The following is an 18,438-nucleotide window of genomic DNA, read 5'->3' as shown; positions in this document are numbered from 1 at the left end:
TTTATTTCTACATATTTTATAGAATTAATATGATTAGATGTGTTTGTATTTACAGTTTATCAAACATATTATTTAAAGAAAAATCAAATAGTCCGACTTAATTATACTTGGTTTTACAAAATTCACTGAAAATTCAATCAAAGATGTAAAGTAAAAATAGTAATAACCATAAACTTCGCACTAAATGTCGAAATGTTTACCAAAGAATTTGAAAATATATGTCAATATTGTGAACTGTAATTTCTTCAATATGCGCACAAATTAAACTTTCTTTTTTATATGGTTTTGCAAAATTTTTATTTGCTGTTGCATTTCTTCTAATTGGCTTCATAGCTATGTGACACAAAACAAAGCCATCCTAATTGGATGGCTTTGTTTTGTGAATAGGGAAACATTACTTCCCATCCACGACTTCTTTAAATAACGCATATGAACGTTTTTGTTTTTCACTGTCATAAATATAAGATACTGCCATGATTTCATCAACGCTATAGTAATCCTGGAAATTAGTCAGCTGCTGACGGATGGTCTCTTTACTACCCAATAAAGTAACACTAGACATAGATTTAGACATTTCTTCTTCCATCGGGTTCCATAATCCATCCATGCTTTCAACCGGTGGCAGCAATGGATTACGTGTACCCCGGACTACATTTAAAAAGAACTGCTGCATCGTAGTTTGCTGATATTTTGCTTCTTCATCCGTATCCGCAGCAATTACATTTAAGCATACCATCATATATGGTTTATCTAAGTACTCAGAAGGCTGGAATCTTTCCCGATAGATTGAAATCGCTTCTCCCATGAATTTTGGTGCAAAATGTGATGCAAAGACGTATGGCAGTCCTAAGCTTGCCGCTAAGTGTGCCGAGTCTGTGGATGAACCAAGGATATAAATTGGAACACTCGTTTCTACGCCAGGATAGGCTCTCACATAGCCTTGATGCTCCTCTGGTCCAAAATAAGTGAGCAATGCCTTTACGTCCTCTGGAAACGTATAAACAGAATCATTCTTTGATCGTCTCAACGCACTTGCTGTCATCATATCTGTTCCAGGTGCACGGCCAAGTCCAAGTTCAACACGATTAGGATAGATTGTCGCCATCGTGCCGAATTGTTCCGCCACCACTAATGGTGAATGGTTTGGAAGCATAATTCCCCCAGAACCGACTTTAATTGTCTTTGTATGCTCCAAGGTGTGTTTGATTAGTATCGCCGTTGCAGAACTAACAAGTGTGGGCGAATTGTGGTGTTCGGCAATCCAGTAGCGTTGATAGCCCATATCTTCAGTGGCTTGAGCAAGATCTACCATCGCTTTGATTGCCTGTTGTGAATTCTGTCCTTGACGGATTGGAGCTAAGTTTAATACGGATACAGGTATATTAATTGTTGCCATATATTTAAAGTCCTTTCTTTATTAGGTTATATTCCTATCGTAACAGTTGACAAAGTAGAAACAAACTTAATTGCTTCAGTAATCATTGCCTATCATTCTACTACTTGGAATTCCCTTCCAATGTAATAGAGACTTTTAATTGTCTTCACTATGTAACTTAACTGTAATACTAATCTATTTTTTCTGTTCATAGTAATAGTTTTAAATACCAAAAACAAACTTGGAGGATTAGAATTATGAAAAAACTTATCATGTTAATAACTTTCGTAGCATCACTATTATTTGCTTCACCTGCTTTTGCTTATACCGTTAAACATGGAGATACCTTGACGAAAATAGCCAGAGAACATAATATAACACTTCAAGAGTTAGCTGATGCCAATCCACAAGTGTCAAATCTTAATCTCATATACATAGGAGAAAACATTAATATTACTAAATCCATTCCTGCAAATGAGCCAAGAATCGTAGAACCAGTGAACATGGTCCTATCAGATTCTGAAGTAGATCTACGTGCAAAATTAGTTAGAGCTGAAGCACAAATTGAAAAACCTGTAAATCTAAGCTTATCAGATTCTGAAGTAGACTTACTTGCAAGATTAGTGAGAGCTGAAGCACAAACGGAATCATTAGAGGGAAAAATTGCCGTTGCTTGTGTAGTTCTTAATAGAATCGAAAGTCCTCAATTTCCTGATACCCTAAAGGAAGTCATTTATGCCCCTGGTCAATTCCAACCGGTAAAAAATGGTGAAATTAATAAACCTGCTGATGAGGAATCCATTCAAGCTGTTAAAGCTGCTCTAACTGATCAACGGCAATTGGCACCAGGTGCTTTATTTTTCTACAATCCAGCTATTGCAACCAGCCGTTGGCTCGATACAAGAGCCACAACACTTGTAATTGGGCAACATGTATTTAAAAAATAGACTATGTCACAAATCAACGCAAAAAAAACTTCAAAATTAGTATCGAAGGTTTTCTGCAATGGTTCACTTATAAGTATCCTTTTTCAAATTCCTGGCTGTCACATGGCCCTCCATATAAGAAACCTTGAATTTGATGACAATTCTGTTCTCGTAAAAACTCTAATTCTTCTGTTGTTTCTACTCCTTCGGCAATGACGTCCATTTTTAGATGATGGGCCATTTTTATCATCGCGATTGTAATACCAGCATTCTCTGATTCTTTTGAGATAGTGTGGATAAAAGTACGATCAATTTTTATGCCATCTAATTTAAACATTTTTAAATAGTTAAATGAGGAGTATCCAGTACCAAAATCATCAATATAGATTTTGATTCCCAAGTCCTTTAGTTCATTTATCGTTTGAATGATATATTCTTCATTCTTCATAAGCGAGTTTTCAGTAATCTCAAATACTATCCATTTTCCATCGAGTTGATATTCTTCTAATAGCTGACGGACTTCCTTCGGAAAGTCCTTTTGTAAAAACCGTTGAGAGCTTATATTGACACTAATCGGAACGAATGGAATACCAGCCTCTCTCCATGCTGCTAACTGTTCACATACTTTTCTTTTCATCCATTTCCCTATTGGAATAATAAGGCCGGATTCTTCAGCTAGAGGAATAAACTCTCCTGGCGAGACAAGTCCTAATTCCGGATGCATCCATCTAATTAGTGCTTCAGCACCTATTATTTTTCCTGTATTCGCATCAAATTGAGGTTGGAAATGCGCAATAAATTCATTGTTTATGATTGCTTTTCTTAAATTTCTTTCTAAGAGAAACGATTGATAACTTCTTTCGTCCATAGAAGCAGAATACATTTGGTACGTATTACGTCCTTGATCCTTTGCTCGATATAAGGCAGTATCCGCTTTTTTCATTAAATCTACTACACTTTCACCATCTGTTGGATAACTACTAATTCCAATACTGGCAGATACAAAAAGTTCAAAATCCTCAATATATAAAGGATTTGATAGGTTTTGCAAAATGATCGAAGCAATATGATAAGCTTCCTCCAGTTGTTTAATGTCAGTACATAAAACCATAAATTCATCTCCGCCCATTCGAGCGACATACTGACAATCTTGATTCAAACTCTCTAGCAGACGTTTTGAGATAAGTTTAAGGACCTGGTCTCCGATAAAATGACCCAGTGTGTCATTAATATATTTAAACCGATCCAAATCGATAAACAAAACAGCTACCACATGCCTATTTTCTTTCGCTTGACGTAAAGATTGATCAAGCTTATGTTCAATCCATCTTCTATTCGGTAGCCTTGTTAACTCATCATGATGGGCAAAATACGCATTCATTTCTTGAACCTTTTTTTGTTCGGTAATATCCTTCCCAATTGAGAAAACACCTTTAATTTGTTTATCAACAAATATAGGAAGAAAATTAATGTTAAAAAAGAGCCTCTCTCCATTCTTATTTATCATTTCTAATTCGAAATTTTGAGGAGTTCCTTGAACTGCCCTTTCAAAATAGAGTTTCCGTATATCCAAATATTCTTTAACAATCATTTCTTTATGTTTCGTTTCATTTATACGCCCAAATATTTCTATGGCTCTTGGATTCATATTGATGACTTTACCAGACTTATCATAGGTAAAAACAAAATCATGACTATGCTCAAAAAGAGATTGATAATGTTGCTGATTTTCTTGAAGCTCTCTTTGGAGGTTTTGCACGGTATGAATAAAATCACGTTTCATTGCTTCTTGCAATTCACTTTCCATCTTTACTCTCTTTGTTATATCCGTTCTAATACTAACATATTGATAAGGTTGTCCTTGCTCGTTCATAAATGGAACGATCGTTGTGTCTACCCAGTAAAAACTACCATCTTTGGCTTTATTTCGAATTTCACCCTTCCATATTTCCCCACTGCTTATGGTTTTCCACATGGCACTAAAGAATTCTTTGGAATGGTACCCCGATTTTAACATCCGATGATTTTGTCCAATCAGCTCATTTTCATTATACATAGATAATTCACAAAATTTATCATTTACAAATGTAATCGTTCCTCTGTTATCAGTAATAGCTACAATGGTTGAAGCATTTAATGCCAAATTAATATCAGCTAATTCTTTTATTAAAATTTTTATTTTTTCTGTTTTATTTACCATCTTCATTCCTTCTTATCACATTCGTTCATTTTGTAATACATTTAAAAATTTATAAGAATACTTCATTTTCTAATAATTTTTACGTTTTGTACAGTACTTATCCTATTGGAAGGTTTTCTTTGTACGGCATTAACTCTATCTTTAACAAAAAAAAACCTTCAATCCAAAAGTGGATAAAAGGTTCTTTAATGAAATTAGTATTAATTAAAAACCATCTCTTTTTCTGCTAAACCAAGTATCTGTGCGGTTGAAGCATGAACTTCCTGTAGCAGTTCTGGATTTTCCATTAGTGATACACCATAAGAAGCAATCATTTCTTTTATTTTTGGTTCCCACTCTTTCATATTGTGCGGAAAGCATTTTTTGATTACTTCCAGCATAACATGAACAGCCGTAGAAGCGCCCGGTGATGCGCCTAGTAATGCTGCAATGGATCCATCAGCGGCTGTAATCACTTCTGTACCAAATTGAAGCGTTCCTTTTCCAGCTTTCGTATCTTTGATAACTTGTACCCGTTGTCCTGCTACTACTAAATCCCAATCCTCGATTTTAGCATCCGGGATAAACTCACGTAACTCTTCCATACGTTGCTCTTTTGATAACGATACTTGCTGAATCAAGTATTTTGTCAATGGGAACTCTTTTGCACCTGCTGCCAACATCGTTAAGACATTATTTGGTTTGACAGAAGTGACTAAGTCAAACAAAGAACCTGTTTTTAAGAATTTTGGTGAAAAGCCAGCAAATGGACCAAATAATAACGATTTTCTATTGTTGATATACCTTGTATCTAGATGTGGAACGGACATTGGCGGAGCCCCCACCTTTGCTTTTCCGTATACCTTGGCATGATGCTGCTCCACAATATCCGGATTATTACAAACCATAAAAATACCACTTACAGGAAAACCTCCAATATGTTTTCCTTCAGGAATACCAGATTTTTGCAATAAATGTAGACTTCCACCCCCGCCACCGATAAAAACAAATTTTGCCTTATGGTGTTTGACAGTTCCACTAAACTGATTCTGCACTTTTAATTCCCACATGCCGTCATTCATACGTTTAATATCATTTACACTATGATTATAGTTTATTTTTACATCTTTATTCTCTAAGTAGTCAAACAACATTCGTGTTAATGCACCAAAGTTGACATCCGTTCCAGATTCGCTTTTTGTTGCCGCTATAGGTTCATTCCATGAACGGTCTTGCATAATAAGCGGAATCCATTCCATTAGTATTTTTGGATCATTAGAAAATTCCATTCCTTTGAAAAGAGGATTGTTTGACAGCGCTTCAAAACGTTTCTGTAAAAAGGACACATTTTCCTCACCAAGGACTAGACTCATATGTGGCAATTGTCTAATAAAGTCCTGTGGATTATGAATCAGCTTGCTTTTTACAAGGTAAGACCAAAATTGCATAGAAAGCTGAAACTGTTCATTAATTTTAATAGCTTTACTAATATCAATTGATCCATCTGGTTTTTCCACCGTATAATTAAGTTCACACAATGCAGCATGCCCTGTTCCCGCATTATTCCATTCGTTAGAACTTTCTTCTCCGGCGTTTGAGAGCTTCTCAAAAACTGTAATTTCCCATTCCGGATTTAATTCTTTCAAGAGTGTTCCTAAAGTGGCACTCATGATCCCGGCACCAATTAAAATAACATCTGTATTAGTTTCCTTGTTGTTCATTTTTATCAACCTTTTCCCCTGGAATTTAGCAAAAAAGGTGAGGAACTTCACAAAGTCACACCTTTTCCGTCACACTTATAACCAAATCGTTGTATATTAACCCTATATGTGGATTAAAAATCTTATTATCTGATTATTATAAGTTATTTAAAATCTGATAACAAGTATCAAGTTCTGCCACACATTAACAAAGAAAAGCCATCTTTGATAGACGGCTCTCCCTTACTAATTTAAAGTAATATCTGTATTAAAACCAAATTCTCTTATTATAGTCATATTCATAGAGATCTAAATTTTCATCATTTTCTTTATTTGGGGCACACTCTTCAGAAGGTTCTTCTGACTGGTTATGTTCACATTGACTTAATAAAAGTTCCATGTTTATTTCCCCTTTCCTACTTCTTACTATTATTATACTGCAAACGTTTACAATTGTCTTTAATTTTCTATCAGAAACATAACATATTAAAAAGAGGGGAAGAATCCCCTCTTTTTAATATGTTACTTTATAGTAATCTTGGGAATGATAGCTTCTAAATCCACATGACTCATAGAGTTTCAAGGCAAGGGAATTTACTGCTTCGACCTCTAGAAAAATAGACAATCCTTTATCATTCTCTATATTTACCACTTTTGATAACGCTTTTCTCCCTATCCCTTTTCCTTGGAGTTCCGGAAAAATAGCAAAACCATAAATCCACGATTCTCCATTCATTTCTGACAATCTCATTTTCCCTGCAATTTTTCCGCCTGTTTCAATTATGAGTCTTCGATCCGTCTTAAGATCTTTGGTTTCTAGCTTATACTGCCGTGCTTCCTTTTCATTTAACCCAAAGCACTGAACATCTAGTTGAATTTCCGCTTCCAAATCTTCCTCAGAAAAGGAAGGTCTTACTATGATCGTAGGGTCTTCAATCAATTCAATTTTATGCCATTTCATTTGATGTTCTACCATCGTCAAGCTACAAGGGATATTCCTTAAAAACTCCTTGGCGGATTGGGATTCTGTAGGTGCATTTAATAAAACGGTCCTCACTTCGCGTTTTTTGGCCTCTTCCAGTGCCAAATCTAGCAGTTTAGTAAATATTCCCCTTCTACGGTAGCCGGGGTTAACCATCCCACAAATCTCTACCTTATTTCCAAAATAATAGCTTCCAAGAAATCCAGCCAGCTTGCCTTCCTCATAATGAAAAAAATCCTCCTTGTGATTATCGGACCTAGTTTCAAGCATGTCAAAATTAAGCTTTAATTGAAGACTTCCATCCTTCTCACAAATTTCCTGAAGCGTTTTTATATCATTTATTTCTTTTTTTGATAACATCCTCAACACTCCTCATTCCATTAATTGGTTCATCGATACTGGCTTCTATAAAGTTTTTTCGCGTACAGAATTAATGAGTTCGAGGTATTGCACGTCCCCTAGGCCATATTCTGTGAAATTTTTGATTAATGCAGTCACAAGCTCTCTTTCTGGCATATTTTTGTACTCTTTAATATAGTTGATAAGCTCACTCTCTTCCTTTAGATAATGAAGATATCGTTCAATCCCTTTTTTTAAAGGAACTGGATTAATTGTGTGAGGGATATTTTTATGAATGATAACCTGTTTGTATAAATCATCATAGCCTGCTGCGTTCAGTGTAAAATATTCTATAGGTTTAAACTCATCACCAACAATATGCAGATTAACAGAATTGGTGTAACCCGTTTTATCAAGCCAAGCTAGGATAGTGAGTACATTGATTTGACAAAACATATCCGCATCAAACCATAATTCTAGTTTAGCAAAATCTCCATTTAAGAGTGGTTCTAATGGTTTTAACGTGTTTAAAGTATATTGCTCAATCGTAACATGATGAACATTTGCTCTATTTTCGATGAATTCTTGTGAAAATAGCTCACCCCTCACGTCTCCAAAACTCATTGCTTCGTTAAACGGAATCATATTCTCCTGCTCGAGAAAACGTGTCTTTTTGAAAAAGTCATACATGGCTTGTCCATTTAAAATATGTAAGGTTTGAATCACGTCTAGCACTCCTGTCTTTTCGTCTGTTTATTTTAATAAGTTATTTTCATTGTATCTCGCTCAAAAGGTATCTCTAAAAAACGCCTTTTCATCAATTTACTTTGATATTCGCATTATAACCGAATTTTCCCTTTTTTGTCTTATTAAGTATAGATTTTTGATGTTGTTATTGATTAAGGTAAGTTAAAAGAAGCTCGTATCTTTTTGGCAGATACGAGCTTCTTTCTTAATCATCATTTTCATCTTTATCTTTGTTATCCTTTTTGTCCTTATTTTTTTCTTTTTTCTCCTTTCCTTTCTTTTTGTTCTCCTTTTCTATTTCCTTTTCGGCTTTTTCTTTTTCCTTTTCAGCCTTCTTTTCTTTTTCCTTTTCAGCTTTTTCTTTTTCCTTTTCAGCCTTCTTTTCTTTTTCCTTTATCTTCTTAAGTTCGCCCTTGTATTTTTTCTCAATGCTTGTTAAGGCGAATTTTTCATCTGTAAGCTCGGATTTTGATCTAGTAAGAATTTCTTTAAAAATGACGGGCGTGGTCCCACCACTTGATGTCGATAAATAGTGGTTTTCATCTGTATGATCATAGCCTAGCCAAACCGCTCCGACAAGGTTTGGGGTGTAACCGACAAACCAATGATCCTTTGTTCCACCGTCGTTGGCAAAGGGGAGCTGAGTTGATCCAGTTTTACCAGCTATATCAAAGCCATCCATGTATGCCTTTTTGCCCGTTCCTTCATCGACCACACCTTTTAGCATAAAGGTCATTTTCTGAGCAACTTCTGGTTCCGTAACTTGAGTCGTTTTACCCTTCCATTTCGCTATTACCTTACCTTCCATATCCTCAATTTTTTGGATAGCATGCGCTTCTTCTCTTGCTCCATTATTTGCAAATGTTGAGTAGGCTTGTGCCATTAATAATGGTGATGTTCCTTCATTCATCCCTCCGAGCGCAATCCCAAGCGAATGGTCTTCCTTTTGTAACGGAATACCGAAACGCGCAATCGACTCCGTTCCCTTTTCCAATCCTATTTGATTTAAGAGCCAGACTGGAGGAATATTGTACGAGTTCACTACCGCAGAATACATTGTCACTTGTCCGCGGTATTGCTTATCATAGTTCTTTGGCTGATATCCTCCAAAATTAAGCGGTTTATCCTCTAACAAATCAAATACTTCATAGCCCTGTTCAAGTGCAGGCGTATATACAGCCAAAGGCTTCATCGTTGAACCAGGCTGTCTTATTAATTGGGTCGCCCGGTTAAAACCTAAGAAGGTATGCTCCCCTCTCCCGCCAACAAGTCCTTCTATCCCGCCATTTTCAGGGTTAATAAAAATAGCCCCACTTTGGAGCAGCTGGTCTGGCTGGCTCGCTGGGAAAAGATTGTCATTTTGATATACTTCTTCGGTCGCATTTTGAATTGTAGGATTTAATTCAGTAAAGATACGAAGACCACCTGAAAGAATCTCGTTCTTTGTTAGTTTATATTTCTTCATTGCCTCATCCATAATGTGGTCTACATAATATGGGTATTTGCCAGCGTAATCGTCATCCAGCATTTCTTCTTGTAATACCATTTCCTCTTGCTTTGCTTGTTCCTTCTCACTTTTACTAATGTACCCTTCCTGTTCCATCAAGAATAATACAAGATCGCGGCGCTCGACTGCCTTTTCCATATTTTTAATAGGAGAGAGTGTCGAAGGGGCTTTAATTAACCCAGCGAGCATGGCCGACTCACTTAAGGTTAATTCGCTTGCCTCTTTACCGAAGTAGGTTTTAGCAGCACGCTGAATTCCCCAAGCTCCCTCACCAAAATATATTTGATTTAAATACTTCTCCATTATTTCGTCTTTCGAATAGGTACGTTCAATTTTCTTCGTAATAATTAGCTCTTTGATCTTTCGTGTATACGTCCGTTCATGTGTCAAAAACGCATTCTTGGCCAGCTGCTGTGTAATGGTACTACCACCCGCTACAATCTCACCAGAGATTATATTTTTGAAAAACGCCTTTGTAATCGCAAAATAATTAATGCCATTATGTTTATAAAAACGTTGGTCTTCCGTTGCGACCACCGCATGTATGACTTCCTTAGGAATCTGTTTTATCCCAACTCCTTCAATTTTGGAATTGGAAATCTTACTCGCAATCTCTCCATCTTGGTCATAAATAATTGTCGGCTGTGGTGCAGGCTTATTCAATTTACTAACATTACTCGTCCAAATAAAGATATTAACAATAAGGAAACAAGTTAATAGAGAAACGATTCCTGCAATTAATACTTTCTTCCCTAAACCCCTTGAAAAAAACTGTGTCCAATCCCCTTTAAATGCTTTTCTTCGCTCGTGTCTTTCCATTCGTGTCATTTTACTTGGTGATACCTCCAATTTCAAAAAAAAATTAGCCTAAAGGCTAACAAGTAAACAATGATATTAATATCACTACTTCCTTACTCTTAAACTAAGAATCCTTAAATCAATTTTAATATCAATAAACCTGGTCTGTATATAGGATTATGGTTCCAAATTTGTCTCTTTCAATATCCTATTCTCTGTAAAGCCATACTATTCCTTTTTTCACCAATAATAAATAGACAAATGATATTTATTATTGGTACTATGACTTATAGAACTTGTGATTATTGTATCCACTATAGATATACAATAACGAAAGAAGGAGCTATACGTAATGTTCTTAACAGAGCTTCAAAAAGAAGAGAAAGAGGCATTTCTTGAATTAGCCTTATTAATGGCCAAAGTAGATGGGAATATTTCAGTATACGAACATCCTGTGATTGTTAAGTATCAAAAGGAAATGGATCTAGGGGATTATTCATTTAAGGGAATGGCTATTGACGAGATTCTGAAGATATTCAAAAATGAACGTTCTAAAAATATTGTCTTAACAGAAATTCTTCAACTCGTTTACTCGGATGGAATTGTTCATGAGAAGGAAAAAGAGTCAATTCGGTTAATAAAGGACCACTTTGGGTTCGACTCTACTAAGTATAATAATTTTAAAGATTGGGTTTTAGGAATAAAAGAATTAGCGAATTATCCGGAGCATGATTAACTTAGATTAAGCGAAAGCAACGTTAGCGTTCAACGTTGCTTATTTTCATGCCTTTTACGCTTTACGTCCTTTTCGACTAATATAAAGACTTCTCTTCATTTCGATCTCGAGGTTTAAAAAAAACTTCTCAATTCCCTTGTTTGCCCCACCGTTTATGACACGCTGTGCAGCCCCAGCTAGTGCACCAGTTACCTCTACATCGGCAATGATTTGAAGTTTGCAGCTTCCTTGATGATCATTTAAAAACGCATCTACGGTTCCAGAGAACTCACCTAGGGTGCCCTTACCTCTTAAGGACAGATGAAAATATGAAGGTGTCTTTTCTTTTTCCACTCTCACCTCTAGTTCAAACACATCTTTAATTGGACCGAATTGTACATCAATTTGTGCTAAATATACTCCGTTTGAGCTTTGGACTAAGGTTTTGCAGTTAGGTATGGCGTTTCCTAAAACCTTTTCATCCTTGATGTATTTCCAAACCATTTTTCGTGGTAAACCAAAAGTATGATGGTAATCAACTTTCAATGTAACCCCTCCCGTTTTGAAGGTTTTCAAGGAAAAACACCTATTTTAACTAATATTTAAATGTAAATGAAATCATTCCATTAAAATAACCTCCCATTCTCTTCACATATTATCTTTTTGTAATGGAAATGATTGTTATAGAGAGAATTAGCTGAAGGAGGTTATATAATTGTGAAGGATCGAATGGTAAAAATCACCTCATCCGAACTAGCAATGCTTTGGTCACAATATTTGAATGACAGCGGAAGTATCTGTGTGCTTACCTATTTTTTAGAAAAAGCTGAAGATCCAGAAATTAAATCCGTTATTGAATTTGCTCTACAATTATCAAACAAAAATATTGAAAAATTAACTGTAACTTTTAAAGCGGAGAACTTTGCAATCCCTTATGGTTTTAAATTAGAAGATGACATAGATTTAACGGCTCCAAAATTATTCTCAGACAGCTACGTTCTTCATTTTATTTATCAGATGGCTATAATTGGGCTTACAAATTATTCAGCGGCTGTTGCAGCGGCTGTACGAGCTGACATTGCCGATTATTATATGGAATGTCTCACGGAAACCATGCAATTGCACAAAGTCTCAAAGGAAGTATTATTGTCAAAAGGGCTTTTTGTCCGATCTCCCAATATACCTTACGTGAAGGCTGAATTTGTCAATCAGCAAGCCTTTTTATTTGATGTTGTTGGTGTAAAAAGACCATTAATCGTCGCAGAAGTATCTAATCTATATGCAAACATCCAGCGAAATATTTTAGGAGTGGCTACTCTGATAGGATTTAGTCAGGTAGCGAAGGACAAAGAAGTTATCCAATTTTTACATAGAGGGATCGACATTGGCAAAAAACATATTAAACTTTTCGGGTCTAAATTAGCGGAATGTGATCTCCCCGTCCCGGCTAGTTTATCCGCAGAAGTAACGACAAGCACATCGTACACCTTTTCCGATAAACTGTTAATGTTTTTTACCTCCGGATTAATTTCATTAAGTATCGGCTATTATGGAACCGGCATCGCACAAAGTCCACGGGTGGATTTAGGAGTTATGTATAACAGACTATCTTTAGAAGTCCAATTGTATTCAGAGGATGGGGCCAATATCATGATTAATCATAAATGGTTGGAACAGCCTCCGATGGCATCCGATCGAGTTGAGTTAGGTCTTGAAAACAAACAATAAAATATAGACGAAAAAGCCGGCTTGGTAACCGGCTTTTTTCTATGCTTTATTAAGTACTTGGGTAAAAACAGACATATTATTGTAAGTACTGATTTTCTTGATTTAGCTTTCCCTTTGTTGAATCAAAACCATGGGTCTCGATGAATTTATTCTCTTCCTCTAAATCACTTAACGTCCATTCATAAAAATGTCGATCTTCTTTTTTAAACACACCGATTTTAAGCAGTTTATCTATAAGAACTTGCCTTCTTTGTTGGACTGCGTTACGCAGTATATTCTTCATCCACAGATACCTCCCATTTTATTTGCTGCTAGCTCCACATCTGATTTTAAATAATTGTACCTTTCGATGTTGTCGAACCCTCACGAATTTACCAACTCTTCATTCAAATATTATCTATACTTAATAAATGATAAGGAAATGTATTACTTTTAATGGTCACTTTAGTAATGTGACCATTACTATTATTTGATATGATGAAAGAAAACAAGTTAGAGGGCGTGCTATTGAATGGATCTAGAGGATAAAAAAACACGCTTTTTTATTTCACTGTTACTCACCTTTATAGGTGGTGTAGTGTTTACATTATTAACCATTCCCATCCCATGGCTACTTGGACCAATGACGGCTGTCTTAATCGGCTCCCGATTTCGAGCTATAAAGGTTTACTGGCCGATTCAAATTCGCGATGCTGGATTGATTATTTTGGGGTATTCTATTGGCTTATCTTTTACAAAAGAGGCTGTTATCCTTATAGCAGGAAAACTCCCCCTCATGCTGCTCTTGACCGTTGTTCTTATTTCTTTTTGTGCAGGGATTGCCTTTTTCGTTTCCAAGCTTTCAGGTGTTGATTATCCAACCATTCTGGTGGGCAGTATACCTGGTGGACTTTCCCAAATGATTACCTTTTCCGAAGAGATGAAAGGAATCAATATGACCATCGTCACCTTCCTCCAAGTCACACGTGTGATTATGATTATATTTCTGGTTCCCTTTCTTATTTATGGACCATTTTTTAAAAACACATCAGCACAATCTACTCTTGAATTAACTAATAAGGCTGTTCAAGCTCCATTTTCTCTAACCATTCTTTTGTTTGCAGTAGTTTGTGTTATTTGTGCTTTCTTAGGAAAAAAGCTTAAATCTCCTACACCTTTTTTGTTAGGTCCCATCACAGGGGCAGCTATTCTAACTCTATCCGGTCTACATGGTCCTGAAATTCCAAATTTTATGTTAGATCTTTCGCAATTTATGATCGGTGCCTACATAGGCTTACTGCTAAAACCTGAAAAACTTCAACATAAAACAAAAATACTGACACTAGCTATTATCAGTGGGCTAGTCATGGTTTTATTTTCAGTAGGGTTAAGTATGCTGCTTGTCCATTATTATGAGATTACACCTTCTACTAGCATTTTAAGCCTTTCACCTGGCGGGGCAGACCAAATGGCGATTCTCGCACACGAAGTCCATGCTGATTTAGCAATGGTCACAGGATTCCAGTTGTTCCGGCTTATATTTATCTTTTTTGCCGTTCCCCCGGTGCTAAAATTTATTTTTAAAAAGAAAAGGTTAAAACAAAAAGAAAAGCCAATTTAGATAGTGATCACTCATTATCTAAATTGGCTTACTTTTATTTCTTATCGACTAATTTTAGTGCTTCATCATATAACTCTTTATCTACTACCTTTTCAATATCAAGAGGAGTTTCGATCAGTTTATTCTCCAGATACCAATCTGACCAAGTCTTCAAATCTTCACTCCAAAGCTTTGCATTTTCATCAATATAATTTAAATTTTTACCTACTGCTTCTTTCGGTATTGAAGTTTGCTTTGCTAAAATTTCGATATCCCGATTATAATCTGCTGAATTTGTATCCTGAGCCTTGAGGACATTATTAAAGTAATATCTAGCAGACTCAATATATCCTGCAAGGTATTTAACCGCTAAATCCTTGTTTTCCATAAATTTCCCTGAAAAATAAACTCCCGCAGCCTGCATTTCAAGGATATCACCAACATATGCAATTACTTTAACGTGGTCATTTGCTACTAATTTCGCCACTAGCGTACTTGGCAATGTCGCTGCATCAATTTGTTTACTTTCAAGAGCTGCTGCAATATTACCTAAAGAACCCAATGGAGTTACCTCAACATCTTTGTATGATAATCCACCAGATTCAAGTGATTTACCAAGCATATAATGGACAGAAGCACCATTTTGGGTAATCCCTACTTTTTTCCCTTTTAAACCTTCGATCGTAGTAACACCGCTATCATATAATTCTTTTGTTACAATTAAGGCAGTCGAGTCATAACCCTTTCTTTCTTGAGAGCCATCAGCAACAATACGGATTGGTGAATTGCCTTCCATTAAAAGATTAAATAAACCTGCAGTAAAAGCACCTGTACCCACATCTACCTCATTGGTTTGGACAGCAATAGACATTGGCTGTACTCCTTTAAAACTTTCAAACTGCAAATCAACGCCGTATTTTTGAAAGATACCAATTTCATCCCCTATATACATGGAGGCATTACTTAAATTACCTAACGATCCAACTTTAACCAATTCAACTTCCTTTGAATCTTTTGAATCATCATTCGAAGAATTTGTTGGTGCAGCTTCTTTTCCACATGCCACCAATACAAACATAATGGCTCCCAACAACATTACATACAACAATTTTTTCATAAATTCACCATCCCCATTCTCTTTTATGACTTCCAATGTACAAATTTACCTTCTAACATTGCCAAAATATAATTAAATAGCGCTCCAATAATACAAAGAACGAATACCCCTACCAACACTTTAGAGATAACAAGTAAATCTGCATTTTTTAAAATAAATGCCCCAATACCATGCTGCGCTGCAATCATTTCGGCTGAAACTAGTATTAATAGAGAGACACCTGCTGATATTCTCATTGCTGCAAATATCATAGGCAACGCACTTGGGAATATAACCTTTTTTATCAGATCAAATTTTGTTGCACCGAATGTTATGGCAACATTTATTAATAGTCGATTCGTTTGAGTAACTCCTGTATAAGTGTTGTAAATCATTGGGAAAAATACCGCTAAAGAGATAACCGTGATTTTTGAAATTTCTCCGATTCCAAGCCATAACATAATTAAAGGTAAAATAGCAATTTTCGGAATAGGATACAAAATATTAATGACCGGCATTCCTAATTTTTCTCCCAACTTAGAAAAGCCTAAAACAATTCCTATTGCTATTCCTAAAATACAGCCAATTGCATACCCCATAACAATGCGATACAAACTTGCCGAAACTTCAGGCCAAAGTAACCCACTAGCAATTAACTCCCAAGCTGTGGATAATACTGTAGTTGGGGCTGGTAATGTAAATTCATTTACTAAACCAGACTTTGAAACAATTTGCCATAGAATTAAAAGCCCGATAACTCCTAATACTGAAACATAGTTAGGGATTTTCTTATCTAAAAATGCAGCCTTATTTTTTATGATAATTTTTGAATCTTGATTAAAAGGATGGACCTTAATTGGCACTTTTGCAGGATCAACATTTGCTAATTTTTCAAGCATTGATATCCTCCTTTATCGCCTGCTGTGCGTCATCTTTTATCAAATTCCAAATGGTTTCACGATAATTCAGAAGTTCAAGCTGATGTTCTTTTCTACTATTTTTAGGTAAGTCAATTTGGATGATAGATTTAATCCGACCAGGGCGGCGGGATAGTACAAGGATTTTATCAGCTAAATAAACTGCTTCTTCGATATTATGGGTTACATAAATCGTACGGTGCTTTTCTTGATTCCATATATTCAAGAGTTCTTCTTGCATAACCATTCTTGTTTGGGCATCTAATGCTGATAATGGTTCGTCCATTAACAATAAATCTGGTTTCGTTGTCAGGGCTCTAGCTATGCCCACTCGTTGCTTCATTCCTCCAGATAATTGATGTGGATAGGCATCTTCAAAACCTTCTAATCCAACCATTTTTATATATTTTTCAATTCTTTTTTGTTTTTCTACTCCACTAATCTTCATTTTTTCTAAACCTAGATTTATGTTTTCTTTAACTGTGCGCCACGGCATTAACCCAGCTTCCTGAAAAACGATTGAAATTTTCGGTAAATTTGTCTCTTCATCATTTCTTTCAAAATATACTTCACCAGCTGTAGGAGATGTTAGTCCTGCAATAATATTCAATAAGGTTGATTTTCCACATCCACTTGGCCCAACAATCGCTACAAACTCTTCTTTTTCTACTATTAAATCTATTCCTTCTAGAGCTACAGTTTGCCGGCCCTTATTTTCAAAACTTTTAGAAATCCCGTCTATAACCAGTTGCATTTCTCTCCCCCATTCCTTCACAATTAATGAAGATGTATAAAAGCATTTTCAAAATCTTCGTTATCTCTATAAGACTTTCTCCTATTATTATTAATTACTATATACTAATTACATAATAGTTCGAAATATCAGAATTCTATAATGGTAATAAGAAAAACTTATAAGGATTATAGAATCCCATCCAATCCTGCTGTACCGGGATTGGATTTCCAATCTAAACTATTTTCTTTCCACTATTTTTTGATTGACGTTTTGCAAAGTGTTCTTTAGTATATGGAGAAGATATAACCCGAACTTAAAGCGGGAGAGGTTCATAGCTGACACCCTCTATAAAAAACTATGGATTCATGACACTATGCCATGTCCATACCGGACATGGCTTTTTGTTTGGTAATCCTTTTAGTTTTTTCCTTAAATGGCTGTTCAGCGTCTCCTAGTATAGATGATCGGGAACCATATTTATTGGAGGGTTTCACATGTCAGGACGCAGCAATGAAGAAGGCTTAAAGGATTTAACTCTATTAGGAAATCAACATACACAATACTCGTTTGAATACGCACCCGAGGTATTAGAGGCAGTCGATAATCTACATCCAGACCGAGATTATTTTGTAAAATTTAACTGTCCAGAATTCACAAGTTTATGCCCGCTTACCCATCAGCCTGATTTTGCTACGATGTACATTTCGTACATCCCAAATCAAAAGATTGTCGAGAGCAAATCTCTGAAGCTTTATTTATTCAGCTTTAGAAATCATGGTGATTTTCACGAGGATTGTGTCAATATCATCATGAATGATTTAATTAAACTTCTTGATCCCCGCTATATTGAAGTCTGGGGGAAATTCACTCCTCGGGGCGGTATTTCCATCGATCCATGGTGTAATTATGGCAAGCCTGAAACCAAGTATGAAGAAATGGCCCACTTCCGTTTGATGAACCATGATCTTTATCCAGAAAAAGTGGATAATCGCTAATCATTCTCCCCTAGAGTACAGTGCGTCTAGGGGAAATTTTTCGAAAAGAATTTTTAATCAAAATTACATAGTCCTGTAAACCTTTAAACTTTTACATATGATACATTGAATAAGGAGTT

18 protein-coding genes and 1 riboswitch are annotated in these 18,438 nt (G+C 35.8%); of the genes, 5 read left to right on the top strand and 13 right to left on the bottom strand.

Annotation, left to right across the window (positions count from 1 at the left end; translation table 11 throughout):
* Nucleotides 1–196: 196 nt before the first annotated feature.
* Together V7124_RS02900 and V7124_RS02895 are read right to left on the bottom strand one after the other, a co-directional pair.
* On the bottom strand, nt 197–331 hold the full coding sequence (locus tag V7124_RS02900) for a hypothetical protein (protein ID WP_335485726.1): 135 nt from the start codon (nt 329–331) through the stop codon (nt 197–199).
* Nucleotides 332–394: 63 nt separating this feature from the next.
* Complete coding sequence (locus V7124_RS02895; protein WP_335485723.1) at nt 395–1,396, bottom strand: LLM class flavin-dependent oxidoreductase; 1,002 nt, start codon at nt 1,394–1,396, stop codon at nt 395–397.
* A gap of 236 nt (nt 1,397–1,632) precedes the next feature.
* Between V7124_RS02895 and V7124_RS02890 the strand changes: the two genes are divergently transcribed.
* Complete coding sequence (locus V7124_RS02890; RefSeq protein ID WP_335485720.1) at nt 1,633–2,322, top strand: cell wall hydrolase; 690 nt, start codon at nt 1,633–1,635, stop codon at nt 2,320–2,322.
* Between the two features lie 67 nt (nt 2,323–2,389).
* On the opposite strand, the gene V7124_RS02885 is transcribed toward V7124_RS02890, so the two are convergent.
* From V7124_RS02885 to V7124_RS02860, 6 genes are all read right to left on the bottom strand, one after another.
* Nucleotides 2,390–4,501 carry a sensor domain-containing protein gene (locus V7124_RS02885; protein WP_335485717.1) on the bottom strand — a complete coding sequence of 704 codons (2,112 nt, stop codon included), beginning with the start codon at nt 4,499–4,501 and terminating at the stop codon, nt 2,390–2,392.
* 200 nt (nt 4,502–4,701) lie between these two features.
* Complete coding sequence (locus tag V7124_RS02880; RefSeq protein WP_335485714.1) at nt 4,702–6,201, bottom strand: malate:quinone oxidoreductase; 1,500 nt, start codon at nt 6,199–6,201, stop codon at nt 4,702–4,704.
* A gap of 247 nt (nt 6,202–6,448) precedes the next feature.
* Nucleotides 6,449–6,580, bottom strand: coding sequence for a hypothetical protein (locus V7124_RS02875; RefSeq protein ID WP_335409599.1), 132 nt, complete (start codon nt 6,578–6,580; stop codon nt 6,449–6,451).
* A gap of 114 nt (nt 6,581–6,694) precedes the next feature.
* On the bottom strand, nt 6,695–7,522 hold the full coding sequence (locus tag V7124_RS02870; RefSeq protein ID WP_335485711.1) for a GNAT family N-acetyltransferase: 828 nt from the start codon (nt 7,520–7,522) through the stop codon (nt 6,695–6,697).
* A gap of 45 nt (nt 7,523–7,567) precedes the next feature.
* Nucleotides 7,568–8,227, bottom strand: a complete 660-nt coding sequence (locus V7124_RS02865) for a hypothetical protein (RefSeq protein WP_335485708.1) — start codon at nt 8,225–8,227, stop codon at nt 7,568–7,570.
* Between the two features lie 226 nt (nt 8,228–8,453).
* On the bottom strand, nt 8,454–10,583 hold the full coding sequence (locus V7124_RS02860) for a transglycosylase domain-containing protein (protein ID WP_335485705.1): 2,130 nt from the start codon (nt 10,581–10,583) through the stop codon (nt 8,454–8,456).
* 322 nt (nt 10,584–10,905) lie between these two features.
* On the opposite strand from V7124_RS02860, the gene V7124_RS02855 reads away from it, so the two are divergent.
* Nucleotides 10,906–11,289, top strand: a complete 384-nt coding sequence (locus V7124_RS02855; protein WP_335485702.1) for a hypothetical protein — start codon at nt 10,906–10,908, stop codon at nt 11,287–11,289.
* Nucleotides 11,290–11,343: 54 nt separating this feature from the next.
* Here the strand turns inward: V7124_RS02855 and V7124_RS02850 are convergent, their stop codons facing one another.
* A complete protein-coding gene (locus tag V7124_RS02850; protein WP_335485699.1) occupies nt 11,344–11,814 on the bottom strand; it encodes a CoxG family protein in 471 nt (156 codons plus the stop codon).
* A gap of 171 nt (nt 11,815–11,985) precedes the next feature.
* Between V7124_RS02850 and V7124_RS02845 the strand changes: the two genes are divergently transcribed.
* On the top strand, nt 11,986–12,996 hold the full coding sequence (locus V7124_RS02845; RefSeq protein WP_335485696.1) for a DUF3231 family protein: 1,011 nt from the start codon (nt 11,986–11,988) through the stop codon (nt 12,994–12,996).
* Between the two features lie 76 nt (nt 12,997–13,072).
* On the opposite strand, the gene V7124_RS02840 is transcribed toward V7124_RS02845, so the two are convergent.
* The gene (locus tag V7124_RS02840) at nt 13,073–13,279 is read right to left on the bottom strand and encodes a Fur-regulated basic protein FbpA (protein WP_335485693.1); all 207 of its coding nucleotides are present in this window, start codon (nt 13,277–13,279) and stop codon (nt 13,073–13,075) included.
* 228 nt (nt 13,280–13,507) lie between these two features.
* Between V7124_RS02840 and V7124_RS02835 the strand changes: the two genes are divergently transcribed.
* Nucleotides 13,508–14,596, top strand: a complete 1,089-nt coding sequence (locus V7124_RS02835; protein ID WP_335485689.1) for an AbrB family transcriptional regulator — start codon at nt 13,508–13,510, stop codon at nt 14,594–14,596.
* 34 nt (nt 14,597–14,630) lie between these two features.
* On the opposite strand, the gene V7124_RS02830 is transcribed toward V7124_RS02835, so the two are convergent.
* Genes V7124_RS02830 through V7124_RS02820 form a run of 3 tightly spaced genes read right to left on the bottom strand, consistent with a single transcriptional unit; the run spans nt 14,631 to nt 17,342 of the window.
* Nucleotides 14,631–15,692, bottom strand: coding sequence for an ABC transporter substrate-binding protein (locus tag V7124_RS02830; RefSeq protein WP_335485686.1), 1,062 nt, complete (start codon nt 15,690–15,692; stop codon nt 14,631–14,633).
* 23 nt (nt 15,693–15,715) lie between these two features.
* A complete protein-coding gene (locus tag V7124_RS02825; protein WP_335409579.1) occupies nt 15,716–16,570 on the bottom strand; it encodes an ABC transporter permease in 855 nt (284 codons plus the stop codon).
* The gene (locus V7124_RS02820) at nt 16,563–17,342 is read right to left on the bottom strand and encodes an ABC transporter ATP-binding protein (protein ID WP_335485684.1); all 780 of its coding nucleotides are present in this window, start codon (nt 17,340–17,342) and stop codon (nt 16,563–16,565) included. The genes V7124_RS02825 and V7124_RS02820 overlap by 8 nt, the downstream gene beginning before the upstream one ends.
* 300 nt (nt 17,343–17,642) lie before the next feature.
* Nucleotides 17,643–17,689: riboswitch (PreQ1 riboswitch) on the top strand.
* A gap of 129 nt (nt 17,690–17,818) precedes the next feature.
* Here V7124_RS02820 and queF point away from each other — a divergent pair.
* Nucleotides 17,819–18,319, top strand: coding sequence for a preQ(1) synthase (queF, locus tag V7124_RS02815; RefSeq protein ID WP_335409575.1), 501 nt, complete (start codon nt 17,819–17,821; stop codon nt 18,317–18,319).
* Nucleotides 18,320–18,438 lie beyond the last annotated feature (119 nt).

The sequence above is a fragment of the Neobacillus niacini genome, assembly GCF_036961885.1.
GTDB lineage: Bacteria > Bacillota > Bacilli > Bacillales > Cytobacillaceae > Neobacillus > Neobacillus niacini_H.
Note: the sequence above shows the minus strand (reverse complement) of the source record. Positions and strands in the feature narration are given on the sequence as shown.